This window comes from Nocardia sp. NPDC005825, assembly GCF_040630175.1.
Classification (GTDB): Bacteria; Actinomycetota; Actinomycetes; order Mycobacteriales; family Mycobacteriaceae; genus Nocardia.
Genome location: NZ_JBEXXC010000009.1, coordinates 189,351 through 214,800, shown reverse-complemented (window position 1 = coordinate 214,800; position 25,450 = coordinate 189,351). Strand labels below are relative to the sequence as shown.

General features: G+C 70.1%; 26 protein-coding genes. 12 read left to right on the top strand and 14 right to left on the bottom strand.

Annotation, left to right across the window (positions count from 1 at the left end):
• Window positions 1–4 precede the first annotated feature (4 nt).
• Window positions 5–487, top strand: a complete 483-nt coding sequence (locus ABZ382_RS24500) for a nuclear transport factor 2 family protein (protein WP_357092918.1) — start codon at window positions 5–7, stop codon at window positions 485–487.
• A gap of 21 nt (window positions 488–508) precedes the next feature.
• Here ABZ382_RS24500 and ABZ382_RS24495 read toward each other — a convergent pair whose 3' ends face one another.
• Window positions 509–1,468, bottom strand: a complete 960-nt coding sequence (locus ABZ382_RS24495) for a 2-oxoglutarate and iron-dependent oxygenase domain-containing protein (RefSeq protein ID WP_357092915.1) — start codon at window positions 1,466–1,468, stop codon at window positions 509–511.
• Window positions 1,465–1,914 (bottom strand): nucleoside deaminase, encoded by a 450-nt coding sequence (locus tag ABZ382_RS24490; protein ID WP_357092912.1) that lies wholly within the window; start codon window positions 1,912–1,914, stop codon window positions 1,465–1,467. The genes ABZ382_RS24495 and ABZ382_RS24490 overlap by 4 nt, the downstream gene beginning before the upstream one ends.
• A gap of 61 nt (window positions 1,915–1,975) precedes the next feature.
• On the opposite strand from ABZ382_RS24490, the gene ABZ382_RS24485 reads away from it, so the two are divergent.
• Window positions 1,976–2,818 carry a hypothetical protein gene (locus ABZ382_RS24485; RefSeq protein WP_357092909.1) on the top strand — a complete coding sequence of 281 codons (843 nt, stop codon included), beginning with the start codon at window positions 1,976–1,978 and terminating at the stop codon, window positions 2,816–2,818.
• Window positions 2,819–2,827: 9 nt separating this feature from the next.
• On the opposite strand, the gene ABZ382_RS24480 is transcribed toward ABZ382_RS24485, so the two are convergent.
• Window positions 2,828–4,429, bottom strand: a complete 1,602-nt coding sequence (locus tag ABZ382_RS24480) for a PucR family transcriptional regulator (protein ID WP_357092906.1) — start codon at window positions 4,427–4,429, stop codon at window positions 2,828–2,830.
• 125 nt (window positions 4,430–4,554) lie between these two features.
• Here ABZ382_RS24480 and ABZ382_RS24475 point away from each other — a divergent pair, with 125 nt between their 5' ends.
• The 3 genes from ABZ382_RS24475 to ABZ382_RS24465 all read left to right on the top strand — a co-directional run bounded on the left by ABZ382_RS24475 (window position 4,555) and on the right by ABZ382_RS24465 (window position 9,139).
• Window positions 4,555–6,045 carry a CoA-acylating methylmalonate-semialdehyde dehydrogenase gene (locus tag ABZ382_RS24475; RefSeq protein WP_357092903.1) on the top strand — a complete coding sequence of 497 codons (1,491 nt, stop codon included), beginning with the start codon at window positions 4,555–4,557 and terminating at the stop codon, window positions 6,043–6,045.
• A gap of 22 nt (window positions 6,046–6,067) precedes the next feature.
• Window positions 6,068–7,447: an aspartate aminotransferase family protein gene (locus ABZ382_RS24470; RefSeq protein ID WP_357092900.1), complete on the top strand. Its 1,380-nt coding sequence runs from the start codon at window positions 6,068–6,070 to the stop codon at window positions 7,445–7,447.
• Window positions 7,448–7,726: 279 nt separating this feature from the next.
• A complete protein-coding gene (locus ABZ382_RS24465; RefSeq protein ID WP_357092897.1) occupies window positions 7,727–9,139 on the top strand; it encodes an FAD-dependent oxidoreductase in 1,413 nt (470 codons plus the stop codon).
• Here the strand turns inward: ABZ382_RS24465 and ABZ382_RS24460 are convergent.
• Complete coding sequence (locus ABZ382_RS24460; RefSeq protein ID WP_357092894.1) at window positions 9,136–9,576, bottom strand: helix-turn-helix domain-containing protein; 441 nt, start codon at window positions 9,574–9,576, stop codon at window positions 9,136–9,138. The two genes, ABZ382_RS24465 and ABZ382_RS24460, sit on opposite strands and share 4 nt — an antisense overlap.
• 69 nt (window positions 9,577–9,645) lie before the next feature.
• Here ABZ382_RS24460 and ABZ382_RS24455 point away from each other — a divergent pair, with 69 nt between their 5' ends.
• A complete protein-coding gene (locus ABZ382_RS24455) occupies window positions 9,646–10,476 on the top strand; it encodes an alpha/beta hydrolase (protein ID WP_357092891.1) in 831 nt (276 codons plus the stop codon).
• A gap of 1 nt (window position 10,477) precedes the next feature.
• On the opposite strand, the gene ABZ382_RS24450 is transcribed toward ABZ382_RS24455, so the two are convergent.
• Window positions 10,478–11,605: a metallophosphoesterase gene (locus tag ABZ382_RS24450; protein ID WP_357092888.1), complete on the bottom strand. Its 1,128-nt coding sequence runs from the start codon at window positions 11,603–11,605 to the stop codon at window positions 10,478–10,480.
• An 84-nt stretch (window positions 11,606–11,689) separates the two neighbouring features.
• On the opposite strand from ABZ382_RS24450, the gene ABZ382_RS24445 reads away from it, so the two are divergent.
• Entirely contained in the window at window positions 11,690–12,166 is a 477-nt protein-coding gene (locus ABZ382_RS24445; protein ID WP_357092885.1) for an Lrp/AsnC family transcriptional regulator, read from the top strand.
• 10 nt (window positions 12,167–12,176) lie between these two features.
• On the opposite strand, the gene ABZ382_RS24440 is transcribed toward ABZ382_RS24445, so the two are convergent.
• The 4 genes from ABZ382_RS24440 to cobA all read right to left on the bottom strand — a co-directional run bounded on the left by ABZ382_RS24440 (window position 12,177) and on the right by cobA (window position 16,247).
• Complete coding sequence (locus ABZ382_RS24440; RefSeq protein WP_357092882.1) at window positions 12,177–12,806, bottom strand: metal-dependent phosphohydrolase; 630 nt, start codon at window positions 12,804–12,806, stop codon at window positions 12,177–12,179.
• 70 nt (window positions 12,807–12,876) lie between these two features.
• The gene (locus ABZ382_RS24435) at window positions 12,877–13,443 is read right to left on the bottom strand and encodes a TetR family transcriptional regulator (protein ID WP_357092879.1); all 567 of its coding nucleotides are present in this window, start codon (window positions 13,441–13,443) and stop codon (window positions 12,877–12,879) included.
• Between the two features lie 55 nt (window positions 13,444–13,498).
• Window positions 13,499–14,962 (bottom strand): MFS transporter, encoded by a 1,464-nt coding sequence (locus ABZ382_RS24430; protein ID WP_357093384.1) that lies wholly within the window; start codon window positions 14,960–14,962, stop codon window positions 13,499–13,501.
• Window positions 14,963–15,038: 76 nt separating this feature from the next.
• Entirely contained in the window at window positions 15,039–16,247 is a 1,209-nt protein-coding gene (cobA, locus tag ABZ382_RS24425) for a uroporphyrinogen-III C-methyltransferase (protein ID WP_357093381.1), read from the bottom strand.
• 228 nt (window positions 16,248–16,475) lie between these two features.
• On the opposite strand from cobA, the gene ABZ382_RS24420 reads away from it, so the two are divergent.
• Entirely contained in the window at window positions 16,476–17,441 is a 966-nt protein-coding gene (locus tag ABZ382_RS24420; protein ID WP_357092877.1) for a hypothetical protein, read from the top strand.
• On the opposite strand, the gene ABZ382_RS24415 is transcribed toward ABZ382_RS24420, so the two are convergent.
• Window positions 17,434–18,792, bottom strand: a complete 1,359-nt coding sequence (locus ABZ382_RS24415) for a DoxX family protein (RefSeq protein WP_357092874.1) — start codon at window positions 18,790–18,792, stop codon at window positions 17,434–17,436. The genes ABZ382_RS24420 and ABZ382_RS24415 overlap by 8 nt on opposite strands.
• A 293-nt stretch (window positions 18,793–19,085) precedes the next feature.
• Between ABZ382_RS24415 and ABZ382_RS24410 the strand changes: the two genes are divergently transcribed.
• On the top strand, window positions 19,086–20,213 hold the full coding sequence (locus ABZ382_RS24410; RefSeq protein WP_357092871.1) for a phosphotransferase family protein: 1,128 nt from the start codon (window positions 19,086–19,088) through the stop codon (window positions 20,211–20,213).
• Between the two features lie 11 nt (window positions 20,214–20,224).
• Window positions 20,225–21,325, top strand: coding sequence for a hypothetical protein (locus ABZ382_RS24405; RefSeq protein WP_357092868.1), 1,101 nt, complete (start codon window positions 20,225–20,227; stop codon window positions 21,323–21,325).
• 57 nt (window positions 21,326–21,382) lie between these two features.
• Here ABZ382_RS24405 and ABZ382_RS24400 read toward each other — a convergent pair whose 3' ends face one another.
• A complete protein-coding gene (locus tag ABZ382_RS24400) occupies window positions 21,383–21,751 on the bottom strand; it encodes a hypothetical protein (protein ID WP_357092865.1) in 369 nt (122 codons plus the stop codon).
• 123 nt (window positions 21,752–21,874) lie between these two features.
• Here ABZ382_RS24400 and ABZ382_RS24395 point away from each other — a divergent pair, with 123 nt between their 5' ends.
• Window positions 21,875–22,204, top strand: coding sequence for a metalloregulator ArsR/SmtB family transcription factor (locus ABZ382_RS24395; protein ID WP_357092862.1), 330 nt, complete (start codon window positions 21,875–21,877; stop codon window positions 22,202–22,204).
• Window positions 22,204–22,920, top strand: a complete 717-nt coding sequence (locus ABZ382_RS24390) for a cation transporter (RefSeq protein ID WP_357092859.1) — start codon at window positions 22,204–22,206, stop codon at window positions 22,918–22,920. The genes ABZ382_RS24395 and ABZ382_RS24390 overlap by 1 nt, the downstream gene beginning before the upstream one ends.
• A gap of 13 nt (window positions 22,921–22,933) precedes the next feature.
• Here ABZ382_RS24390 and ABZ382_RS24385 read toward each other — a convergent pair whose 3' ends face one another.
• The 3 genes from ABZ382_RS24385 to cobO are packed head-to-tail and all read right to left on the bottom strand — an operon-like array spanning window position 22,934 to window position 25,288.
• Window positions 22,934–23,302 (bottom strand): cobalamin biosynthesis protein, encoded by a 369-nt coding sequence (locus tag ABZ382_RS24385; protein ID WP_357092856.1) that lies wholly within the window; start codon window positions 23,300–23,302, stop codon window positions 22,934–22,936.
• Window positions 23,289–24,674: a cobyrinate a,c-diamide synthase gene (locus ABZ382_RS24380; RefSeq protein ID WP_357092854.1), complete on the bottom strand. Its 1,386-nt coding sequence runs from the start codon at window positions 24,672–24,674 to the stop codon at window positions 23,289–23,291. The genes ABZ382_RS24385 and ABZ382_RS24380 overlap by 14 nt, the downstream gene beginning before the upstream one ends.
• Window positions 24,668–25,288 carry a cob(I)yrinic acid a,c-diamide adenosyltransferase gene (gene cobO / locus ABZ382_RS24375; RefSeq protein WP_357092851.1) on the bottom strand — a complete coding sequence of 207 codons (621 nt, stop codon included), beginning with the start codon at window positions 25,286–25,288 and terminating at the stop codon, window positions 24,668–24,670. The genes ABZ382_RS24380 and cobO overlap by 7 nt, the downstream gene beginning before the upstream one ends.
• Between the last annotated feature and the right edge of the window lie 162 nt (window positions 25,289–25,450).

Here is a 25,450-nt window from a genome sequence, read left to right as displayed (position 1 = left end):
CGGTATGGATTTCGCAGCACTCGAATCGATTCGCGCACTCAAGTACCGCTACCTCCGCACCCTCGACCTCAAGCAGTGGGACGAGTTCGCGGACACGCTGTGCACCGACATCGTCGGCTCCTACGGTTCGCCCTCGGGCGGCCTGCCCGCGCAGTTCACCAGCCGCGACCAGATCGTCGACTACATGCGGGGCGCGCTCAGCGGCAACATCATCACCGTGCACGTCGCCAATCACCCGGAGATCACCGTGGACGGCGACACCGCCTCGGGCAGTTGGTGCCTGGAGGACACCGTCATCGCCGCCGACTACGGCCTGCTGATCCGCGGCGCGGCCTACTACCACGACACCTACCGCCGCGAGGACGGCGTGTGGCGCATCGCCAGCACCGGCTACCAGCGCATCTACGAGTCCAAGATGTCGACCGCCGAACTGCCCGGCTACGCCCTCACCGCCAACCGCTGGGCTCCCGCCGCGGAGTCGCGCTAGCGTCCCCGCACCCGATGCCGGTCATCCCAGGGTGATCGCATCCAATCGGGTGCGCAGGAATTCGGCGGAGACCACCGGCGCGAGGCCCGTGACGCGGCCGATGGGCGGCCCGAGCGGGGTCACCCGGGCGTCGTGGTCGAGTTCGTAGAAGTAGATCAGGGAGACCAGGTCCTCCTCGGGAGCGACGGCCTGCGGCGGCAGCACGCGGTGCCGGCCCGCGGGCCAGCGGTGGCCGCTCCAATAGGCCAGCAGGTCACCGATGTCCACGGTGAGCGCGGCGGGGTCGTAGGGCGCGTCGGCCCAGCCGCCGTCGTCGGTGTACACCTGCAGCCCGCCCGCGCCGGGCTCGCGGTCCAGGACGGTGACGGTGCCGAAGTCGGTGTGCGGGCCGATGCGGTACTGGCCGGGTTCGGGCGGGCCGATCTCGGTCAGCGGCGGGTAGTGGTTGATATTGCAGGTCCAGGTGGGCCGGCCGGTCAGGCTCTCGAAAGGGTTGTGCCGCAGGCCGAGTGCCGCGGCGAACAAGGCCAGCAGCTCATCGGAGAGGACGCGCACCGCGGCGGTGTAGGCGAGCAGCAGCTCCCGCAGTTCGCGCACTTCCTCCGGCCACACATTGTCGAGGAACCAGACCCGGTCCACCCGCGGATCGCCGGTGCGGGTGTCCGCGCCGACGGCGAAGGTCTCCTTCAGATCCGGCGGCGTCTCGGTGCCCTCGGAGTAGCCGTTGGCCTCGAGTCCCGGACCGATCCAGCCGCGGCCGCCGACCGATACCGCGTAGCGCTGTTTCACCGCCGGCGGCAGCGCGAAGAAGCGGCGGGCCGCCGCCCGCAGGTCGCCCGGAAGTCCTTGCGGCACACCGTGCCCGTGCACCAGCAGGAATCCGGCGCGCCGCAGGCCCGCGTCCACGTCGCGCAGCACCGCCGCCGCGGATTCGCCGCCCGCCCGCCAGCGGTCCAGGTCGATGGTCGCGATGGGTGTCATCGCGGCACTCCGATGTCCTCGTTCCAGAGGTCGGGGCGTTCGGCGATGAAGCGCGTCATCATGTCCACGCAGGCCGGATCGTCGAGCACGGTGACCGAAACCCCGTGCTCGGCAAGCCAATCGTGGCCGCCGGTGAAGGTCCGCGACTCCCCCACGATGACCGCGCCGATGCCGAACTGGCGGACCAGGCCGCTGCAATACCAGCACGGGGACAGCGTGGTGACCATGATGGTGTCGCGGTAGTCGCGGCGGCGACCGGCATTCCGAAAGGCGTCGGTCTCGGCGTGCACGCTCGGATCGTCGTCCTGGACGCGGCGGTTGTGGCCGCGGCCGAGCAGCGTGCCGGTGCTGTCGAAAAGGGCCGCCCCGATCGGGATTCCGCCCTCCCGCAGGCCGAGTTGCGCCTCGTCGTAGGCGGTGATCAGCAGTTCCCGCGCATTGATCATGCCCACCATGCTGCCATGGATCTGACTTCAGTTTAGTAAATCCAGCCGCTAGGGTGAGTTCATGGACAACGCCTTCGCCCGCGACCTGTGGCGCGTGATCGAACCACTGCACGCCGTCACCTATTTCGCCGCCGACTGCCGTGCCGCCAACAAGGCCGCCGGCCTGCGCGGCTACTGGATGGGCTACTTCGCCGCCCGCTCCGCCCCGCTCGGCGCGGTCGGCCCCTCGGTCGTGGAGGCCACCTTCTACAACTTCCACCCGGCCATGATCCGGCGGGCGATCCCCGACGCCTGGGGCTACACCACACCCGAGGCCATCATCGCCACCCGCACCATCGCCGCGGCCGCCGTGCTGCGCGGCATCGTCCCCGATATCGCGGCCGTCGCCGCCCGCACCGTCCCGCACCTGCAGCGCGCCATCGAGGCCGCCCCCGCCGCGGGCCGCCCGCTCTTCGCGGCCAACCGCGACCTGCCCACCCCCGGCGACTCGGTGCACGCGCTCTGGCAGGCCGTCACCACCCTGCGCGAGCACCGCGGCGACGGCCACGTGGCGTGCCTGCTCGCCGAGGGCATCGACGGCTGCGAGGCGCACATGCTGTTCTCCGCCTCCACCGGCGCGCCCGCCCAGCTCTGGCAGGAGAACCGCGGCTGGACCGAACCCGACTGGCTGGGCGCCCACGAACGGCTCACCGCCCGCGGCCTGCTCGACGCCGACGGCATCACCGACGCCGGGCGCGCGCTGCGCGAACGCGTCGAAACCCGCACCGACGCCCTCGCCATGGCCGCCTACCGCGACGTTCCGGGCATGGTCGAAACCCTCGCGGTCCTCGCCCCCGCCGCCCGCGCGGTCGCCCGCAGCGGCGAGGTCCCCTACCCCAACCCGATGGGCGCGGACCCCGCCTGAGCCGCTCGATCAGCGGGAGTCGTCGGCGGCGGCCAGATCTCGGATGAGCAGGGCCGTGTGCAGGGAGGTGCGGGTTTCGCCGTCGTCGAGGTCGACGTCGAGGATGCGCTCGATGCGGGCCAGGCGGTCGTAGAGGGTGGGACGGCTGATGGCCAGGTGTTTCGCCAGCTCGGTCTTGTTGCCCGCCAGGTCCAGGAAGCGGCGCAGGGTGGCGGTGAGATCGGTCGCGTGGCGGATGTCGTGGCGGAGCAGGGCGCTCAGTTCGGTTTCCGCGAAGCGCTGCACGCCGGGCTCGTCGCGGATGAGGGAGAGCAGTCCGCGCAGCCGGACGTCGCCGCTGCGGTAGAAGGGGCGCGGGGTCGACGTGGTCAGGGAGAGCGCCACTTCCGCGACGTGCGCGGCCTGACCCAGCTCGCGGGCGGTGTCGAGCAGGGAGTCGGATTCGCCGCCGACACCGATGACGGCGCGACGCACACCCGGCACGCGGCGGACCTCGCCGAGCAGGGTCGTACAGATGCGGGTGAGGGCGGCATCGAGGTCTCCGGTGCGGGCGACCGCCAGGACCATGGCGACCCGGTTACCGTGGTCGGGCGCGGCCAGGGCGGTCGCCTTGGCCAGCGCGATGCCGTGCAGGACCGCGTCCAGCAGCGCGGCCGTACGGCGTTGGCGCGCTACCGGATCCGCTTCGTCGACGGCCGCGACATCCACGGCGATCGGGACATAGCGGGCGCGGCGAGCCAGTCCGAGGGCGGCGGCCAACGCCACCGCGTCCCGCTCGTCGGTGAGCCGGCCGTTGACCATGTCGTCGATGAGCCCGGTCTGCGCCTGCCGGTGCAGGCCGAACCGGTCGCGCTCGATCATGCGGTGCAAGGTCAGGGTCTGGGCCGCGCGCTCGAGCACCATGCGGGCGCGGGCGCCGGGCGCGTGGTTCGGGCGCAGGATGAGCCGGCCCCAGCGTTGCGTATGCGGGCCCACCGGAACCACATTCGGGTCGGCGTCGGGCAGCAGCCGGGAGGTGGCCTCCCACCGGTCCAGCAGCGCCGAGGCCGCGGTGTGGCGCGCGGTCATGGCCAGCACGCGATGGCCCAGGTCCTCGAGCACCACCGAGGCGTCCAGCATCCCGGCAGCGGTCTTCACGATCTCGGCCAGTGAGGCCCGGCGCACGCTCAACTCGGTGAAGGTCTCGTGCACGGTGCGCGCGAACTCCAGCTCCTCGTACTGGTCGGCCACGATCACCCGGTGCACCGCCTCGGTGATCTCCACGAACCGCACCACCTCGTGCAGCGCCACCACCGGCAAACCCAGGCGATCCGCCGTGGCCCCCACGATCGGCGGCAGTTCCCGCACGTAGGTGCCCAATTCGACGACCAGCCCCGAGACCCCGGCCGCGGCCAGCGATTCCAGGTAGGCCACGGTCGCCGCGTCGCTACCGGTCAGCGCCTGCCCGGTGGTGAGAATCAGTTCCCGGCCCACCAACAGGGTCGCCACATCGGGCAGTTCGCTCACGTGCACCCACCGCACCGGCCGGTCGAGCGGACCGCCGCCCGCCACCTCGGGCCGCCCGGCCCGGACGACCGGCATGGCCAGCACGTCGGCTACCGAAGGGATCACCGACAAATCGTAATACCGAACGGGAAATCACTGACAGAACGTCGGGCGTCAACCGGCGGGTAATGCCGCATGGTGAGGACGGACGAACCCCGGCGTGACCGGCGGGATCACGGAATCGAGGAGATATGCAGACCATCGCGCACTGGCTCGACGGCAAGACCTTCACCGGATCCAGCACCGACACCGCGCCGGTCACCGATCCGGCCACCGGCGTGGTGACCGGACAGGTGGCCCTGGCCACGGCCGAGGACGTCCGCCGCGTCGTCGACGCCGCCGCGGCCGCCTTCCCCGCCTGGCGCGACGCCTCCCTGGCCACGCGCACCCAGGTGCTGTTCCGCTTCCGCGAACTGCTCAACGAACGCAAGGCGGAGCTGGCCGCGATCATCACCGCCGAACACGGCAAGGTGCTCGCCGACGCCCTCGGCGAAGTGTCACGCGGACTGGAGGTCGTCGAATTCGCCTGCGGCATCCCGCATCTGCTCCGGGGCGGCTACACCGAGAACGCCTCCACCAAGGTCGACATCTTCTCGGTGCGGCAGCCGCTGGGCCCGGTGGCGGTCATCTCGCCGTTCAACTTCCCGGCCATGGTGCCCATGTGGTTCTTCCCCGTCGCCATCGCGGCCGGGAACACCGTGGTGCTCAAGCCGAGCGAGAAGGATCCGTCGTCGTCGCTGTGGCTGGCCGAGTTGTGGCAGGAGGCCGGGCTGCCCGACGGGGTGTTCAATGTCGTGCAGGGCGACAAGATCGCCGTCGACGAACTGCTGCGCAATCCCGCGATCAAGGCGGTGTCGTTCGTCGGGTCCACGCCGATCGCCCGGTACGTCTACGAGCACGGGACCGCCGCCGGGAAGCGGGTGCAGGCACTCGGCGGGGCCAAGAACCACATGGTGGTGCTGCCCGACGCCGACCTGGACCTGGCCGCCGACGCCGCCGTGAACGCGGGCTTCGGCTCGGCCGGGGAACGCTGCATGGCGATCAGCGCGCTGGTGGCCGTCGGGGATATCGCCGACGACCTGGTAACGCGAATCACCGAGCGCGCCAAGACCATTCGCACCGGCGATGGCACCCGCGGCTGCGATATGGGCCCGCTGGTCACCGCCGCGCACCGCGACCGGGTCGAGTCCTACATCGCCGCGGGCGAATCCTCCGGCGCCACCGTGGTTCTCGACGGCCGCGCGGTGGCCGCCGACGGCGCGGCCGGCGGATTCTGGCTCGGCCCCACCATTCTCGACCACGTCACCCCGGAGATGACCGTCTACACCGACGAGATCTTCGGACCCGTCCTGTCGGTGCTGCGGGTCGACAGCTACGACGAGGCGCTGGCCCTGATCAACGCCAACCCCTACGGCAACGGCACCGCCCTGTTCACCAATGACGGCGGCGCGGCCCGGCGCTTCCACAACGAGGTCGAGGTCGGCATGGTCGGCATCAACGTCCCCATCCCGGTTCCCATGGCCTACTACAGTTTCGGCGGCTGGAAGAACTCCCTGTTCGGCGACTCGCACGCGCACGGCGCCGACGGCGTGCACTTCTTCACCCGCACCAAGGCGGTCACCACCCGCTGGCTGGACCCCAGCCACGGCGGACTCAACCTCGGCTTCCCACAGAACCACTGAGCTTCCCGAGAAGGACGACGCCATGACCCTGCCCAACGGCCTGACCCCCGAGGCGGCGCGCGAACGCGCCGCCCGCGCCTACGAACTCGACCGCGAGCACGTCTTCCACTCCTGGTCCGCGCAGAAATCCCTGCGGCCCATGGTGATCACCGCCGCCCAGGGCTGCTACGTGTGGGACGGCGACGGCAACCGCCTGCTCGACTTCTCCTCGCAGATGGTGAACACCAATATCGGACACCAGCATCCGAAGGTGGTGGCCGCCATCCAGGCGCAGGCCGCCACGCTGTGCACGATCAGCCCGGCGTTCGCGAACGACGCCCGCTCCGAGGCCGCGCGCCTCATCGCCGAACGCACGCCCGGGGAGCTGAACCGGATCTTCTTCACCAATGGCGGCGCGGACGCGGTCGAGCACGCGGTCCGCATGGCGCGGCTGCACACCGGGCGCTACAAGGTGCTCGCCCGCTACCGCTCCTATCACGGCGGCACCGAGACGGCGGTGAATCTCACCGGCGACCCGCGCCGCTGGCCCAACGACCACGGCAATGCCGGAGTCGTGCACTTCTTCGGGCCGTTCCTGTACCGCTCGGAATTCCACGCGAGCACCGAGGCCGAGGAGACCGAGCGGGCGCTGCGGCATCTCGAGCAGACCATCGCCCTGGAAGGGCCGGGCACCATCGCGGCGATCATCCTGGAATCGGTGCCGGGCACGGCGGGAATCATGGTGCCGCCGCCGGGATATCTGGCGGGCGTGCGGGAATTGTGCGACCGGTACGGGATCGTGTTCATCGCCGACGAGGTGATGTCGGGCTTCGGGCGCACCGGGAAGTGGTTCGCCATCGAACACGCCGCCGACGCGCGCGGCGCGGTGGCGCCGGACCTGCTCACCTTCGCCAAGGGCGTCAACTCCGGATACGTGCCGCTGGGCGGCGTCGCCATCGCGCCGCACATCGCGGCCACCTTCGACGACCGGGCCTATCCGGGCGGGCTCACCTACTCGGGCCATCCCCTCGCCACCGCCGCCGCGGTCGCGACGATCACCGCCATGAGCGAGGAGCACATCGTCGAGAACGCCGCCGACATGGGCGAACGGGTCATCGGCCCCGGCCTGCGCGACCTGGCCGACCGGCATCCGAGTATCGGCGAGGTGCGCGGGCTGGGCGTGTTCTGGGCGGTCGAACTGGTCCGCGACCGCGCCACCCGCGAACCCCTCGCGCCCTACGGCGGCACCAGCCCGGCCATGACGGAGACCGTCGCGGCCGCCAAGGCGGCGGGACTGCTGCTGTTCGTGAATTTCAATCGTCTGCACGTCGTTCCGCCGTGCACCATCACCGAGGCCGAAGCCAAGGAAGGACTCGCGATTCTCGATCACGCGCTCACCGTCGCGGACGGTTTCCTCGGATAAACCGTTTCGTCGGATAAACTGGTCGGACACGTCAATTCCGACCAACATTCGTGGTGGTAACCGTGGAAACCCGCTCCGCCGGGTTGGACCCGAGGCTGCAAGCCGCAGCCATGAGCATCGCCGGGCAGCTGCGCATGCGCCGCCGCTGCGACGATCGCGCCGCCACCAGCTGACTCCCTCCCAGCCGCCGACTGATCCGGCCCACCGCCCCGCGGTGTCTCCGGATCATCGGCGGCTTTCTCGTACCCAGCCGCCCGGTAGAGAAGGAGTTGATCGGCCATGTCGGCCAAGGAGAGCAAACGGTGGGCGTCGGCGCTGGCGGATGCGGCGCCGACGCCGTACTGGACCGACCGGCCCGAGCGGCCGGCCCCCACCGACCCCCTCACCACCGCCGTCGACGCGGGGCTGGCCGTCATCGGCGGCGGCTACAGCGGGTTGTGGACGGCACTGCTGGCCAAGGAACGCGATCCGGAAACCGATGTGGTGCTGGTGGAATCGGGGCTGTGCGGGCACGCGGCCTCCGGGCGCAACGGCGGATTCTGCTCCGCCAGCCTCACCCACGGCCTGGCCAACGGGCTCGAACGCTTCCCCGACGAGATCGGGCAGCTGGAACGACTGGGACGCGCCAACCTCGACGACATCGAGAAGGCCCTCGTCCACTACGGCATCGACTGCGACTTCGAACGCACCGGGGAACTCGAAGTCGCCACCGCCCCACACGAACTCGCCTGGCTGCGCGAGAGTCACGACGCCGCCGAGGCGCTCGGCCACCGCACCCAGCTGCTCGACGCCGGGCAGGTCCGGGGCATGGTGCACTCCCCCACATATCTCGGCGGCTGGTGGGACCGCGACGGCGTCGCCATGCTCGATCCGGCGCGACTGGCGTGGGGATTACGGCGCGCCTGCCTGGAATCGGGGGTGCGGATCTTCGAAGGCACTCCCGTGCAACGCATGTCGAAATCGTGCGGCGGACTGACCCTGCACACCCCGCACGGAGAGGTGCGCGCCCCACGGGTCGCCCTGTGCACCAGCGCCTTCGCGGGACCGCTGCCCAAGGTGACCCGGCACGTGGTCCCGGTCTACGACTACGCGCTGATGACCGAGCCGCTCACCGCCGACCAACTCGACAGCATCGGCTGGGGCACCCGCACCGGCGTCGGGGACGCCTCCTACCGCTTCCACTACTACCGGCTGACCAGCGACAACCGGATCCTGTTCGGCGGCTACGACGCCATCTACCACTTCGGCAACCGCATCGCGCCCGGGCTGGAATACAACGAGGCCACCTTCGAGACGCTGGCGCGGCACTTCTTCCAGACCTTCCCGCAGCTCGAGAGCGTACGGTTCACCCATCGCTGGGGCGGGGTCATCGACACCTGCGGCCGGTTCTGCGCCTTCTTCGGCTCGGCGTACAAGGGCCGGTTGGTGTACGCGGCCGGATACACCGGGCTCGGGGTCGGGGCGACCCGCTTCGGCGCGGAGGTCATGCTCGATCAGCTGTGGGGCCTCGACACCGAACGCACCCGGTTGCGCATGGTGCGCTCGCGGCCGTTGCCGCTGCCGCCGGAACCGTTGCGCTCCGCGGGAATTCACCTCACCCGCTGGTCCCTGGCCCGCGCGGACGCGCGGCAGGGGCGGCGCAATCTGTGGCTGAAGACCCTCGACTACACGGGACTGGGGTTCGACAGCTAGTCGACGGTGGCGCCCGGGCGGATGCCCAGGCGAGTCGACAGCAGTTCCAGGGCCGCGAGCACTTCGGCGAGGGCGGCGGGATCGGCGTCGCCCAGGGCCGCGGCGAGGGTGTCGTCGATGCTGGTGGCCCGGACCTGGGACACCCGCTCGGACAACTCCCGGGCGGGGTCGAGCAGCGAGCGGCGGCGGTCGTGCGGATCGGTGCGGGCCACCACCGAACCCGTCTCCCGCAGCCGGGCCACGGCACCCGAGACCGCGCTCTGCGGGAGCCCGGTGCGGGCGGTCACCTCGCTGATGGTGGTGCCCGGGTGTTCGAGCACGTCACCGATGACGACCAGTACCGCACGGTTTCCGGTGCGCTCGCCCGCGCCGGGCAGGGCCTGCTCCCCCATCTTCATGAGGGCGCGACCCAGCAGGAACAGCTCGACTCCGTTCATACGGCGACGATACATCAATTCAGATACATCACTCTTGATACATCAGAAAAGATGGATTATGGTGATGGCATGACCACGATCGAGACCGCCACCCTCCCCGTCGACGGCGCCGAGCTGTACTACGAAATCCGCGGCACCGGACCGATGCTGCTCATCTCCCAGAGCGGCGAGGGCGACGCGCGCCGCAGCGAGGGCCTGGTGCGGAACCTGGAGAACGAATTCACCGTCGTCACCTACGACCGACGGGGGCTGTCGCGCAGCCGGATTCACGAGCCGAACGCGCGGCCGAGCGTCGCCGCCCACGCCGACGACGTGCACCGGCTGCTCACCGCCGTTACCGACCAGCCCGTCCTGATGCTCGGGTGCAGCATGGGCGCGTCCCTCGGATTGCATCTGGCCGCAACGCATCCCGAACAGGTACACACCCTCATCGCCCACGAACCGGTCTCGCCGTGGCTGCTCGCGGCCACCCAGCGCGCGCACCACCAGCGCGAACTCGAGGAATGCCAGCAGGTGTGCCGCGCCGAGGGGTGGCGGGCCGCGCTGGCCCCGATGGCCCGCACGCTCGGCATCAATCCCGCCGACCAGGAGATCGAGGAGGGCGTGCAGCTGCCGCCCATCACACCCGAAAGGGCCGCGAACTTCACCTATTTCATCGAGCAGGACTTCACGGCCATCCGCGAGGACTGGCTCGACGTCGACCGGCTGGCACGGACCAGCACCCGCATCCTGCCCGCCATCGGACGCCGCACCCCGGCGCAGGTCTTCGACCGTCTGTGCGCGTTCGAACTGGCCGAACTGATGGGCGTCGAGGCCACCGAATTCCCCGGCGGCCACAACGGCAACCTGACCCACCCGGCCGCCTACGCCGAATCCCTTCGGCGACTGGCGGATCGGTAGATCAGCGGGGCGAACGCAGGATCAGCAGGGTGATCTCGCTCGGGGCGAACAGTCGCAGCTGCGGACCCCAGAAGCCGGTGCCGCGGCTGGTGTAGAGCTGAGTGCGCTCGCCGTGGCGGCTCAGGCCCGCCACCACCGGCTGCTCCAGCCGGACCAGGTAATGGAACGGCCAGATCTGACCGCCGTGGGTGTGACCCGAGATCTGAAGGGCCACATCCGACGCCACCGCGTCGGCGACCTGGCGGGGCTGATGCGCCAGCAGGATCACCGGCAGGTCCGGGTCCGCGCCGGCGAGGGCGGCGGGCAGATCGGGGCCGTGACCGGTCAGGCTGGTGCCGGTCGGGTCGTCGATGCCCGCGATCACCAGGCTGTCGCCATCGCGGGTGATGACCTCGTGCTCATTGCGCATCGGCCGCCAGCCCAGGCCCGCCATGTGCTCGATCCAGCCGGGAGCGTCCCCGAAGTACTCGTGATTGCCGGTGATGTAGAAGCGCCCGTACTCGGCTTCGACCTTGCCCAGCGGATCCACCTGCGCGCCCCGCTTGGCCACCGAACCGTCCGCGAGATCGCCCGCGTGGCAGGCGATGTCGGGGCGCAGGGCGTTGACCTCGGCCACCACTTTCTCCGACCAGCGCAGCCGGTCCGTCGCGGCGAAATGGGTGTCGGTGACCACGGCCAGCCGGAAACCGTCCAATCCCGCACCCAGGCGCGGAATCTCGACCTCGACCGTGCGCACCTTCGGTACCTTGCGGGCGCTGTAGATCGCGTACGCGGTCAGCACCACCGCGACCGTGAGCACGCCCGCGGCCACGATCCGGGAGCGGGCCGGATCGTCCACCCCGGCCACCGCCAGGGCGCCGCGCACGACCGCGCCGATCGCCGACCAGCTGAACACCACCCACATCACCCCGAGCAGGGTGTCGCCCACCAGGGCCGCCGCATCCGACTGCCGGGGCCCGTGCCCGAGCAGCATGCCCGCGGGCAGCGCCAGGTATCCGAGCAGGAAGACCGCGGTGCCGAGCCAGAACGCCGCACCGGAGAGGGTGGTGTAGACCAGCAACCACCACGGGAGCAGGAACAACAGCGCGGGTACGCAGAGGAACAGAACCGCGCGGGGAACGTACTTCACGGGAGATCATCCTTGTCGGACCGAATGCCGCCGGAGAAGGCGTGCTCTCCAACGTACCGGGTTTCTCGGGAAGGATGATCACACGTGACCGACCAGACCTCCGGACGCGGCGCCCCGCACCTCGACGACATCTCCAAACGCATCATCACCGAACTGCAGGAGGACGGGCGGCGGGCCTACGCCACCATCGGCAAGGTGGTCGGGCTGTCCGAGGCGGCGGTGCGGCAGCGGGTGACCAAGCTCGCCGACGCCGGCGTCATCCAGATCGTGGCCGTCACCGACCCGCTGCAGGTCGGACTGTTCCGGCAGGCCATGCTCGCCATCACCGTCGACGGGTCGGTGCAGCCGGTCGCCGACGCGCTCGCCGTGATCGACGAGATCAACTACGTGGTGATCTGCGCCGGACGCTACGACATCCTCTGCGAGGCCGTCTGCCCCGACGACGAAGCGCTGCTCGACCTGGTCTCCAACCGCATCCGCGCACTCGCGGGCGTCCGCCACGCCGAGATCATGGTCTACCTGAAGCTCCGCAAACAGACCTACAGGTGGGGCACCCGCTGAGCCGGATGCGCTATTCGCCTGTGAGCGCGGCTATTTCGGCGGCGAGGTTGGCGCGGGCCGCGGCCTCGTAGCGCTGCAGCGCGGTCGGGGTGCGGAAGAGGGCGGGGCCTTCCGCCAGGGCGGCGAGGACCGCGGCGCGGCCGGTGCGGAACAGGTTGTCGGGGACGTGGGCGTATTCGGCGCGGACGGCGGCGGTGTAGGCGGCGTATCCGGCGGGGTCGGCGGCGAGGATGGCCAGGTCGGCGTCGCAGAGGACCGCGCCGTTGCGATCCGCCGGGTCCGGGTGGTGGCCGCCGGTGAGGCGAACCAGGCGGGCGACCTCGGCGACCTGTTCGGGCGCGACTCCCAGTGCGGGCAGCGTGGTTTCGGCCAGGCGGGCGCTGGCCTCCTCGTTGTCGGTGCCGTCCATGGCGTACACCGCGTCGTGGAAGAACGCCGCGTAACGGACGGCGTCCAGGTCGTCGGCGTCCGCGGCCAGGTCGTCGATGACCGCGAGCATGGCGGCCAGGTGTTCGACGGTGTGATAGCGGCGGTGCGGCTCGCGATAACGGCGGACCAGGTCCTCCCCCACCGCCTGTGCCTGCGGCCCGGCCAGTTTCGTCCAGCGGTCCAGCAGTTCCGTGTCCAGGCTCATCCCCATCCGGGCAGTGTGCCGAAAGTTCGGGCCGGTGAAAACCCCTCGAGAACAGTGGCTTTCACCACTCGGCGGGTCAGGCGGACAGGTAGCGCTGGATGGTGGGTCCGATCTCGGCCACGATCTGCTCCTGAGTCAGCGCCACCACCGGCGGCAGCCGCAAGATGTAGCGGCACAACGCGAGTCCCAGCATCTGCGCGGCGATCAGGCCCGCGCGATGCGGCGCGTCGGCCGGGTCGCCGAAACCCAGCACCGCGGGCATCAACTGCTGGGCGAAGATGCGCCGGGTGCGTTCGGCCACCCCCTCGTCGGTGAGCGCGGAGCGCAGCAGGGTCAGCAGGATCTCGCTGGTCGGCGGCTGCTCCCACAGTTCCAGGAAGCGCGCCGCCAGCAGGCCGCCCACCGAATCCGGCGCGGCCGCACCGAGATCGGGCAGGGCCAGGTCGACATCGAGTGCGGCGTCGAACAATCCGTCCTTGTTGCCGTAGTACCGCATCACCATCGACGGATCGATGCCCGCGTCGGCGGCGATGGCCCGGATGGTCGCCTTGCGGAAGCCGTCCTCGGCGAACCGTTTGCGCGCCGCCTCGAGAATCGCGGCGCGGGTGGCGTCCGAGCGCCGGGGACCCGTCTCCACAGTCATGCCCACAAGTGTAGGCCAACACATGTTGACACCCAAGCGACCCCGGACGCCGGGCTCAGTTCTTCTGCGCCTCGTCCTGCGCGTGCTGCGCCTGCGCCAGCTGCGCGGGCGTGTACCGCAGCGTCAACGCCAGCAGGCCCATGAGCGCGGTGCCGATGGCGCACACCAGCAGCACCAGGGTGTAGCCGCTGCCCAGCGCGTCGATCTGATGCTGGGTCATGGTGCTCACCTTGCCGGTCGCGCCCTTGTCCAGCGACAGCGTGCGCGACAGCGCGACCGGGCTCAGGATGCCGACCGCGAACGGCGTGCCCATGTTCATGAACATCTGCCCCACCGCCGACAGCGGACCGATGTGGGCCATGTCCACGCCGACCAGCACGCACAGCGGCAGGATCACGATGGCCGTGCCCACGCAGAAGCCGACGATCGACATCATGACCAGCAGCGTCGGGAAGTAGTCGGCCGAACTGTCCAGCGTGGAACCGAAATACAGCGCGCCCGACAGCACCACCGCCGCCGCCAGCAGCAGCCAGCGCGCCCGCACGTACATGCACGCCTTCGAGGCCACCGCGGTGCCGACACCCGCGCCGAGGGTGAACGGGATGCTGGCCAGACCGGCGTGCAAAGGGCTGTAGCGCAGCACGTTCTGCAGGAACTGGGCCACGAAGAAGGTGGTGGCGCCGAGCACGCCGGAGGTCAGGAAGATCGCGACGAAGGTGATCACGCGGTCGCGGCTGTCGAACAGCGACCACGGCAGCAGCGGGTTCTCGACATCGCGCTCGGCCAGGACGAACACCACCAGCAGCACCAGACCGCCGATCACCGAACCCAGGATCACCGGGTTGGTCCAGCCCATCTCGGGCCCCTCGGTCGCGCCGAACACGATCGCCACACAGGCCAGCGTGCCCAGCACCGCGCCGCGCACGTCGAGCGAGATGCGGTGGTGCACGGTGTCGCGCAGCTGGGTGACCGCGCCCCACACGATGAGCAGGCCGATCGGCACATTGATCCAGAAGATCCAGCGCCAGTCGACCTCGGTCAGCGCGCCGCCGATCACCAGACCACCGACCGACCCGACACCGACCATGGAACCGAAGATTGCCACCGCCTGATTGCGGGCCGGTCCGGGCGCGTAGGTGCTCGCCACCAACGCGAACGCCGTCGGCGCGGCGATGGCCGCACCCGTGCCCTGCAGCGCGCGAGCCGCGATCAGCCACGCCTCGTTCTGGGCGGTGCCGCACAGCGCCGAGGCCACCGTGAACAGTCCGACACCCATGATGAGCATGCGCTTGCGCCCGAACGAGTCACCGAGCCGTCCGCCCAGCAGCATGAGTCCGGCGAACGGCAGCCCGTACGCGGTCACCGTCCACGCGCTGCCCGCGTTGGACAGGCCCAGCTGCTCCTGTAGTCGGGGCAGCGCCAGGATCATGACCGTGCCGTCGAGCACGACCATCAGCTGCAACCCGCTGAGGACGAGGATCGCGAGCCCGAACGCCCGCTTGGTCACCGGATACTGCATCGTCGCAGCGGGGTTATCGAGCACGGGCCCACTCTAGAGGATGCATTGACCGGGGCAACCGTCCTCATCACGCTCGTCAGGAGTTGGCCAGGTCCGGAGCTCCGGCGGTGAACCCCGCGGTGGGGCCGATGACGATGATGGCCGGCGGGCGGATGCCCTCGGCCCGAACCCGTTCGGCGACGGTGGCCAGGTCGGCGCGCAGGATGCGCTGGGTGCGCAGGCTGCCCTCCTGGATGACGGTGACCGGGGTGTCGGTCGCGCGGCCGCCGGAGATCAGGGCGTCGGCGAACTTCTCGATCCGCTCGACGGCCATGAGCAGCACGATGGTGCCGCGCAGCCGGGCCAGGGCGGGCCAGTCGACCAGGGAGTCCGGGTGATCGGGGGCGACGTGGCCGCTGACCACCACGAACTCGTGGGTGACGCCGCGGTGGGTGACCGGGATGCCGGCCAGCGCCGGAACCGAGATGGCCGAGGTGACGCCGGGAACCACGGTCACCGGGATGCCCGCGTCGACGCACGCCTCGAGTTCCTCGTAGCCGCGGCCGAAGACATAGTTGTCGCCGCCCTTGAGCCGGACCACGAACTTGCCCGCCTTCACGCCCTCGATGAGCGCGGCATTGATGTGCTCCTGCGCCATGGCCCGGCCGTAGGGGATCTTGGCGGCGTCGATGACCTCGACGTCGGGGCCCAGCTCGGCCAGCAGCTCCGGCGGCGCGAGCCGGTCGGCGACAACGAGATTCGCGCGGGCCAGCAGGCGGCGGCCGCGCACGGTGATCAGGTCCGGGTCGCCGGGGCCGCCACCGACCAGGGCCACGCCCGGGGTGACGGGGGCCGAATCATCGGTCACCACACCGGATTGCAGGGCCTCGAGCAGCGCGTTGCGGACCGCGGCGGAACGGCGGTGCTGCCCGCCCGCCAGCACGCCCAGGCTCATGCCGTCGTAGCGGGCGGTCGCCGGGGTGACCGCGGTGCCCAGGCGGGCGGTGTCGGCGCGCACGCAGAAGATGCGGCGACGCGTGGCCTCGGCGACGACGGCGGCATTGGTGTCCGGTTCGTCGGTGCAGGCCATGGCGTACCAGGCGCCGTCGAGATCGCCGTCGGCGTAGGCGCGCAGCTCGATGGTCAGCTGCCCCATGGTGCCCATGCCTTCGACCGCCGGGGTGACCTCGCGGCTGATCACGTGCACGTCCGCACCGGAGGCGATGAGCAGTCCGAGCCGCCGCTGGGCGACCGTGCCGCCGCCGACCACGACCACGCGGCGGCCGTTCAGATCGAGGCCGACCAGGTAGTTCGGGTCACCGGTCTCGGCCCGGGACGCGGGAACCGGCTGGTCATCGGGGGTGGCTGCGGGGTTCTGCACAAGGATTCAGGGTACGGCGTGCCGGGCCGCGCACGACAATCGCCTGGCGGCCGTGCAGCAATCGATAGGAAGTTCACGATCCGCGCGGACGGTGCGCGGCGGTCCGCGTAACTTGCGACGGAACCGGCCCGCCGGTTCTTATGCTTGATAGCTATGACACGCAGGGTCGTCGTGGTCGTTCGCAGTCTCCTGCTCGCCGCGCTCCTGGCGCTCGGCCTCGCCCCGGGCACCGGCCACGCGGATCCGCCTGTGGAGAGCGCGTATTCGCAGCCGGGGCCCTGGCAGGTGACCGAGCGCACGGCCTTCACCTGCTGCGATTCCACCGGGGCGGCCTACGACATCTGGTACCCGACCGACCTGGGGGCCAGGGGATTCCGGCATCCCATCATCACCTGGGGCGACGGCACGGACGCGCACCCGGGCCAATACGACTACCTGCTGCGGCATTTCGCCTCGTGGGGGTTCGTGGTGATCGCCACCGAGAACGCCGCCACCGGCTCCGGCGTGGACATCGCGGGCGCGGTGGACAAGCTGCTGAGCCTGGCCGAGGACCCCGGCAGCGTGTTCCACGGCAACCTCGACCCGGATGCGGTGGGGGCCGTGGGACATTCGCAGGGCGCGACCGGAGTCCTCAATGCCATGGCGCATTCCGGCGGCCGGATCACGACCGCGGTGCCGATCGAACTGCCGATCCAACTGCTGTGCGTCTTCGGCGTGTCGTGCCCCGATATCCGGGCGTTGACCGCAGGTTCGGTGTTCTTCGTCAACGGCGCGGCCGACACCCTCATCTCGCCGTCGGATCAGCTGTTGCCGGCGCAGGCCATCGGGCTGGAGTCCATGCGGGCCTATTACGACGCGGTGCCCGCGGGAATCCCGAAGGCCTGGGGCACCCTGGTCACCCCGGATCACAATGACGTGCAGGGCCAACCGGATTGCGACCGGGCGGCCTGGCCCTGCGCGACGGGTGTGCACGGCTACCTCGGGTATCCGACGGCCTGGCTGGCCGCCCACCTGCTGGGCCGTTCCGACGCCCAGCAGGCGTTCGTGCGGGGCGGCGGCGAGTTCCTCGCGCCGAATCCGCTGTGGGACAACCAGTGCAGCACCGTCGGGGTCAGTTGAACCGCGGGACGTCCTGGATCAGGTGAATCCCGCCCTGCCGCAATCGGATACCGCTCTCGTCGACGCGCTGCAGGGTGAGGGTCACCGGATGCCCGGACATCTCGCCGGTCAGTACCAGGCGCTCGGACTGCGGGCGGTCGAAGGTGAAGGTGGCCAGCGGATGCGGCCCGTCCGAGCCCTCGCCGCCGGGGGCGAGCAGTGCCAGCGTGTGCGCGGAGGCGTCGATCTTCGCGCCGACCATGGTCAGCGTGTCGTCCATCGACTGGTAGGACGCCGCCTCGGGGTTGTCGAACACCAGTCGCCGCCAGCGGGTTTCATCGGTCACCAGCGGCGGCACGGTCTGGCCGTCGCGGGTGAATTCGGTGACCGTCCAGATGCCGTACAGCTCCGACTTCGGCCGCCCCGGGCCCCACTCGTGGTAGGCCCGCGTCTGCTGCACCGCCTGCGCGATCAGGAACCAGACGAGCAGCACCACCTGCCCGATCGCGAGAATCCGGCGGCCCCTGACGCTCGAGACCGGCTCCGGGGTGTCCGCGGGTCCCGCCGCGCGGCCGGTCAGCACCGCGGTCAGGCGTCGCGCCTCCGGGACCAGCAGCACCAGGCACAGCAGCATGAGATGGAACGACAGCAGCTTGACCGGGATGTCGAAGGTCATGTTCAGCACCCACACCTGCGCCATGCTCACCAGACTCAGCAGCACGCCCGCCAGGGTGGTGCGTGGCAGCAGCAACAGGATGCCGCCCAGTACCTCGGCCCCGCCCAGCAGCATCTCGTAGACCGGCGAGGTGCCGACCTGCAACCACAGCATCGACGAGTGGGTGATGCTGCCCAACGGCTGGACCAACGCGTCCAGCGGCGGCACCGGCATCTGGGTCGGAACCAATTTGGCGAAGCCGTAACCCAGCATCTGCCCGGCCAGGCAGAGCCGGATGAACAGCAGGAACCAGCCCGCGAGACGGCGGTATTCGGTGCGGCGGCGGTCCAGCACACTCCAGACCAGGGTGCCCGCGACGGCGACCACCAGCACACAGAAGACCAGCACCCACAAATACGCCTGATCGCCGCTGCCCGATTGCGTATTCAGCGCGACCTCGGCGCCGAATACGGTACGCCCGACCCATTCGATCGGCGCGTGATACCAGTTCACCATGGTGATCTGCATATTCTCCGGCAGCCATTCCTGGATGACGCCGAGAAAGGCGAAGATCGGCTGCGGATAGAAAACGCAGAACAGTACGAAATAGAGAAAGCCGAATCGGAACAGAATCCGGGTGGCCGGTTTCCAGCCGGCGCGCTCCCCCGGCGTCCGCGCCGCCAGATCGGTTCCGTCCTCGGCCGTCAGCAGGCTCATCCCACATCCCCTCGTCGTCGATCCGGACCTTCGACGCTAGGTTCCGGGCCCCGCGCGGCGCCTCCGTGAAGACCCTGAGCCGACCCGGAATATGCCTAATCGGAAGTCCTCCCAAGGGATTACGGGACAGCACGGGTCCACACCCCCGACCAGCGGTCATCCCGGTCAGCGGTACTGCTTACACCAATCGCCGGGAGTACTTCCCACCCCCCACTAGAACCGGTTACATTTTGGGCACGTGTTACTCAGACCACATGGCTGACGCCGATGCTGGTGCGCTAGAAGGGACGGCAATGTCCGCCGACGACCTCAATGAGAAATGGGAATTGACGGTCTCCGACCGCGATGACGACGAGCTCGCGACCAGATTGACCCAATGGCTGTCCACCAAGGTCGAATCGGACACCCCGGCGCGGGTCACCTCGCTGACCCACCCGCAGGCCGGCGGCATGTCCAGCGCCACCCTGCTGTTCGACGCCGAATGGACCGAGAACGGTCAGCCCGCGGGCGGCTCCTTCGTCGCCCGGCTCGCCCCCGAAGCCGACTCCTTCCCGGTCTTCGAGAAATACGATCTCGGCGGCCAGTTCGCCACCATGGCGGGCGTCACCGAGGCCACCGACCTGCCGATCCCGCCGCTGTGCTGGTACGAGGCCGACGAGAGCATCCTCGGCTCGCCGTTCCTGGTGATGCGCCGCGTCGGCGGCCAGGCGCCGTCCGACAACCCGCCCTACGTGTTCACCGGCTGGCTCTACGACGCCACCCCCGAACAGCGCCTGGAGATCACCCGCAACACCGTGGACGTGATCGCGCGCATCCACGCCATCGACAAGCCCGCCGAGCGGTTCCCGCACCTCGACGGCGAGGGCCCCGCGCTGCGCCGCCACCTCGACGCCCAGAAGCGTTGGTACGCCTGGGCTCTCACCGACGACGGCTACCACATCCCGATCCTGGACCGCGCCTTCGCGTGGCTCGAGGACAACTTCCCCGAGCACCCGAGCGCCGACGTGCTCAGCTGGGGCGACGCCCGGCCCGGCAACATCATGTTCGAGGGCCTGACCCCCAACGCCGTGCTCGACTGGGAAATGGCCGCCATCGGCCCGCGCGAACTCGACGTCGCCTGGACCCTGCTGATCCACCGCTTCTTCCAGGACATGGCCACCAAGTACGGCCAGCCCGGCGTGCCCGACTACATGCGGCGCTCCGACGTCGAGAAGCTCTACACCGAGGCAACCGGCCACACCCTGGTGGACCTGGACTGGTATCTCACCTACGCCGCCCTGCGCCACGGCGTCGTGATGGCCCGCATCTGGCGGCGGATGATCCACTTCGGCGAGACCACCGAACCCGAGAACCGCGACGAATTCGTCATGCACGCGGATCTGATCGAAGCACTGCTCGACGGCACGTACAACTGGGATTGAGAGACGAGGACATGATCGGTCCGCTGGACGAATACCCCATCCACCAGACCCCGCTGCCGATGGCGCGGGTGGTGAGCAGCGATCGCAACTTCTACGACCGCAGCTACTACAACGCCATCCAGACCGGCGGCGACACCATGCTCATCACCGGGTTCGGCGTCTACCCGAACCTGGGCGTGACCGACGCCTTCGCCACCGTGCGCCGCGGCGACACCCAGCGCGCGGTGCGGTTCTCCGACGCGCTCGACCAGCGCGGCCTGGACCTGGCCGTCGGCGGGTACCGCATCGAGGTGATCGAGCCGCTGCAGAAGCTGCGCGTGATCTGCGAGCACGACGACCTGTCGTTCGACCTCACCTGGGAGGGCTCCTTCCCCGCGGTGGCCGAGCAGCCGCACACCATCATCACCAAGCTGAACCGGCCCATCATCGACGCGCAGCGGTTCGCCCAGGTCGGAACCTGGTCGGGCACACTGAATGTCGACGGCGACGACTTCGCCATCGATCCCGCCGTGTGGTGCGGCACCCGCGACCGCTCCTGGGGCATCCGGCCGGTCGGCGAATCCGATCCGGCGGGGCGCGTGGCCGACGAGCCGTCGGAGGGCTTCTGGTGGCTGTACGTGCCGCTGAAGTTCGACGACTACTCGATCATCGTCATCGTGCAGGAGGAGCCCAACGGCTTCCGCACGCTCAATGACGCCACCCGGGTCTGGAACGACGGGCGGGTCGAGCAGCTGGGGTGGCCGCGCGTGCACCTGACCTACAAGTCCGGCACCCGCATCCCCACCGCGTTGCGGCTGGAACTGTCCACGCCCGACGGCAAGCCGCTCGAGGTCGAGGTCGAGGCCGGAACGTTCATCGCGCTCAATGCGGGCTGCGGCTACGGCGGCGACCCGGACTGGCTGCACGGACAGTGGAAGGGCCGCAACTGGTCCGAGAGCAAGCTCTACGACCTGACCGATCCCGCTGTGGCCGGGCGGATTCCGTTCGGCGTCATCGACCACGTCGGCAAGGCGCGCTGCGGCGACGACGAGGGCTGGGGTCTGTTCGAGCACGGCACCATGGGCCGGCACGATCCGACCGGATTCGCCGATTGGGGTTCTGTCGCGCCCTGATCGCGTGCAGTCGCAGCCCTCGCCGATACCCAACCAGTCGGCGGGGGCTGCGGCGTTTCAGCCGTTCGGCCACCAGTAGTGGTAGACGACGAAGAGGCTCAGGAGCAGGCCGGGGAAGAAGATCAGCCCGCCGATCGGGATGCCCAGGGACGGCCGCCAACCTCGCCTGCGGGCCATTCTGGCGAGCTGCCAGGTGACGGCTCCGCCCACCGCCCACACGTACATCGGGAACGCGCCGATGGTGAGGGTGATCCACGGCGGGCAGGGGTGCCGCCAGCCGCAATAGGCGGGGACGCCGTCCAGATCACTGATGATCAGGAACGTCAGGAAGGCCGAGCCGCAGAAACCCAGGATGCCCCAGAAGCGCCACCAGGTCAGGAAGGTGCGCCAGCGGTCCGGGGTGAGGGTCAGGGTGGGGTCGGCCACACGGCAAAACATAGAGAACAAAAGCCCCGGCGCCAAAGACCGAAGACCCCGGGGCGCGCCCAGGCCCTTCGGGCGCGATTGTTCAGACTATTCTGAATACAGATTCCGATGTACCGTGAGGGTGTGGACGCACTGCTGCACCGTGATGCGCTGGCCCGGTTCGGGCACGCCCTGTCGGATCCGACCCGCACTCAGATCCTGCTGAGCCTGCGCCGGGAGCCGGGTTATCCGTCCGATCTGGCCGAACGGATCGGGGTCTCCCGGCAGATCCTGTCCAATCACCTTGCGTGCCTTCGAGGTTGCGGGCTGGTGGTGGCGGTGCCGGAAGGGCGGCGGTCACGCTACGAACTGGCCGACGCGCGGATCGGGCGGGCGCTCGACGATCTGACCGGGCTGGTGCTGGCGGTCGATCCGGCCTGCTGCCCGGACTCGGCGACCGAGGAGTGCTGCTGATGACGAACTCACTGGGGATGCCGTCGCTGCCCGGAACAGTCACGAGGGGGCCCTCGCCGCAGCGTCGGGCGCTGCTGGGACGGCGGATCCGCTGGTTCGTCGCCGCCACGATCACCTACAACGTCATCGAGGCGATCGTCGCGTTGAGCGAGGGCGCCCGCGCCTCCTCGACCGCGTTGATCGGGTTCGGCTTGGACTCGGTGATCGAGGTGTCCTCGGCGGCGGCGGTGGCCTGGCAGTTCGCCGGCTCCGACCCGGAGAAGCGGGAGAAGATCGCGCTGCGGATCATCGCGTTCTCCTTCTTCGCGCTCGCCGCCTACGTCGCCGTCGACTCGATCCGCGGACTCCTCGGGGTCGGGCACGCCGAGCATTCCCCGATCGGCATCACCCTGGCCGCCGTGAGCCTGGCGGTGATGCCCGTCCTGTCGTGGGCGCAGCGCCGCGCCGGGCGGGAACTCGGATCCGCCTCGGCGGTGGCCGATTCGAAACAGACCCTGCTGTGCACCTATCTGTCCGCGGTGCTGCTCGTCGGCCTGCTGCTCAACAGCCTGTTCGGCTGGTCGTGGGCCGACCCGATCGCCGCCCTGGTCATCGCGGTCATCGCGGTCAAGGAAGGCGTGAACGCCTGGCGCGGTGACACCTGCTGCCCGTCGCCGGCCGCGCTCGGCGCGAATGCCGCGGCAGCCGGGCACGAGTGCGATTGCTGCGACGACTGAGGTCCGGCGAGCCCTACGACTCGAATTCCACGGCAGCAATGACGATTCCGGACACCACGGTCTTGGCGAGCACCAAATCCCCGCCCCGACCGGCCAATACGGCTGCGGCCTCCGCGACACTCGCGGCACCGACGGCGTCCGTGACCCGGCCTGACGGATTGGGAACGGGAACGGCCGCCAATTCCACCGCCGAGAACCCCACGGCCACCGCGTTCAGCCGCGACGCCGCCTCGAGAAACCCCGGTTCACCGGCCCGCCGATCGATCGTGGCCAACCGGCTGATCGGCCTGTCCCCCACCGCTTCCCACACCGCCGCGACGAGAGAGTCGGCGGTCGTCCCGGGACGCAGCCCGACACCGACCGCCAGGTCAGACCGTGACATCGGTCCGGGCGAAGTCGGCCGCCGCGGCGACGAACCGTCCGACGGCCGCCGGGTTCCCGGCCGGGTGCGTGTGCAGATAGGAGGCGTGGACGCGGTGAAGCACCGTGCCTTCGCGGACCGTCTCGCCGGCGGGTGAGCGCCAGGCCCACGCGGCGTCCGCCGAACCGGCGTCGATCAGCCGGGTGCGGTGAAACTCGTGGCCGCGGACGCGGTCGCCGGCGCTCCAGAGCGGAGAGTCGGTGAGCGCCACCGCGTCCCGGTAGCCGAGGGTGAGGCGCGGGCCGAACTCGGCGTCGACGTCGAGGACACCGGCCATGCGGTGACCGTCGAGGGTGCGGGTCAGGTACAACAGACCCGCGCATTCGGCGTGGATCGGGAGGCCGCGGCGGGCCTGGTCGGCGATGGCCGCCAGCAGCCCGGTATTGGCCGCGAGATCGGCGGCGTGTTCCTCCGGGAAGCCGCCGGGGATGACCAATCCGGCCGTGCCGGAGGGCAGTTCGTCGCGCAGCGGGTCGAAGACGCGGACCTGGGCTCCGGCCGCCGCGAGCAGCTCGCGGTGCTCGGCGTAGCCGAAGGTGAAGGCCGGTCCCCCGGCGATGGCCACCACCGGTCCGGACTCCTGGACCGTCACTTCCTCGGCCGGATCCCACGCTCGGCCCCGCACGGTGGAGGCGGCCAGGGCGGCCACCGCGTCCAGATCGATGTGCGCCGCAACGAGATCCGTCATGGCGTCCACGGCGGCCTGGGCGGCGGTGCCGTGCTCGACCGCCGGGATCAGGCCGAGATGCCGTGAGGGCACGGCCAATTCGGCGAGCCGGGGCAGGGCGCCCAGCACCGGCAGGCCCACGCGGGCGCAGGCGGCGCGCAGGACCTGTTCGTGGCGTTCGCTGCCCACGCGGTTGAGAATCACTCCGCCGAGCCGGATTCCGCTGTCGTAGGTGGCGAAACCGTGCAGCAGGGCGGCCAGGCTCTGGCTGTGGCCGCGCGCGTCCACCACCAGGATCACGGGTGCGCCGAGCATGGCCGCGATCTGGGCGGTCGAGCCCTCGGCGACGGGGTCGGTGTGGTGTTCGTCGATGCGGCCGTCGAACAGGCCCATGACGCCCTCCACCACGGCGAGATCGCTGTCGCGGCTGCCGTGCAGGTACAAAGGCGCGATGCGGTCCGCGCCGACCAGGACCGGGTCCAGGTTGCGGCCCGGGCGGCCGGCGGCCAGGCCGTGATAGCCGGGGTCGATGTAGTCCGGGCCGACCTTGAACGGCGCGACCCGGTGCCCGGCGCGGCGCAGGGCGCCGATCAATCCGGTGGCCACCGTGGTCTTTCCGCTGCCCGAGGCGGGCGCGGCGATGACGACGGCGGGGGTGCTCACCACTCGATCCCGCGTTGGCCCTTGCGGCCGGCGTCCATCGGATGCTTCACCTTGGTCATCTCGGTGACCAGGTCGGCGGCGTCGATCAGGGCCTGCGGGGCGTCGCGGCCGGTGATCACCACGTGCTGATTACCGGGCCGGTTCCGCAGCGTCTCGACGACCTCGTCCACATCGACCCAGCCCCACTTGAGCGGGTAGGTGAATTCGTCGAGCACGTAGAAGCGATGCTGTTCGGTCTCCAGCCGTCGCCGGATCTCCTTCCAGCCCGCCGCGGCCGCGGCCGCGTGGTCGTCGTCGGAGCCCTGCTTGCGGGTCCAGGACCAGCCCTCGCCCATCTTGTGCCACTCCACCGCGCCGCCCGCGCCGGTGTCGTCGTGCAGCTGCCCGAGCGTGCGGAACGCCGCCTCCTCCCCCACCTTCCACTTCGCGCTCTTCACGAACTGGAACACCGCGATGTCGAAGCCCTGGTTCCACGCCCGCAACGCCATTCCGAACGCGGCCGTCGACTTCCCCTTGCCGGGTCCGGTGTGCACGGCCAGCACCGGCTGATTGCGCCGCTGCCGGGTGGTCAGACCGTCATCGGGAATGGATTCCGGGAGGGGAACACCCTTCGGCATCGGTGGAGGCTCCTTTCAACGCGGGCTGTTTCATCTTGCCCTCCGCTTCGCTCCGGGCTGTTCGCGGCCCCCGAAGTCTCGTTCTTCCCTCCCTCCGCTCCCCCGCTTCGCTCCTCCGCTCCACTCGGTCCAGAACGAGACGGGCCGCGAACTTTCATGCTG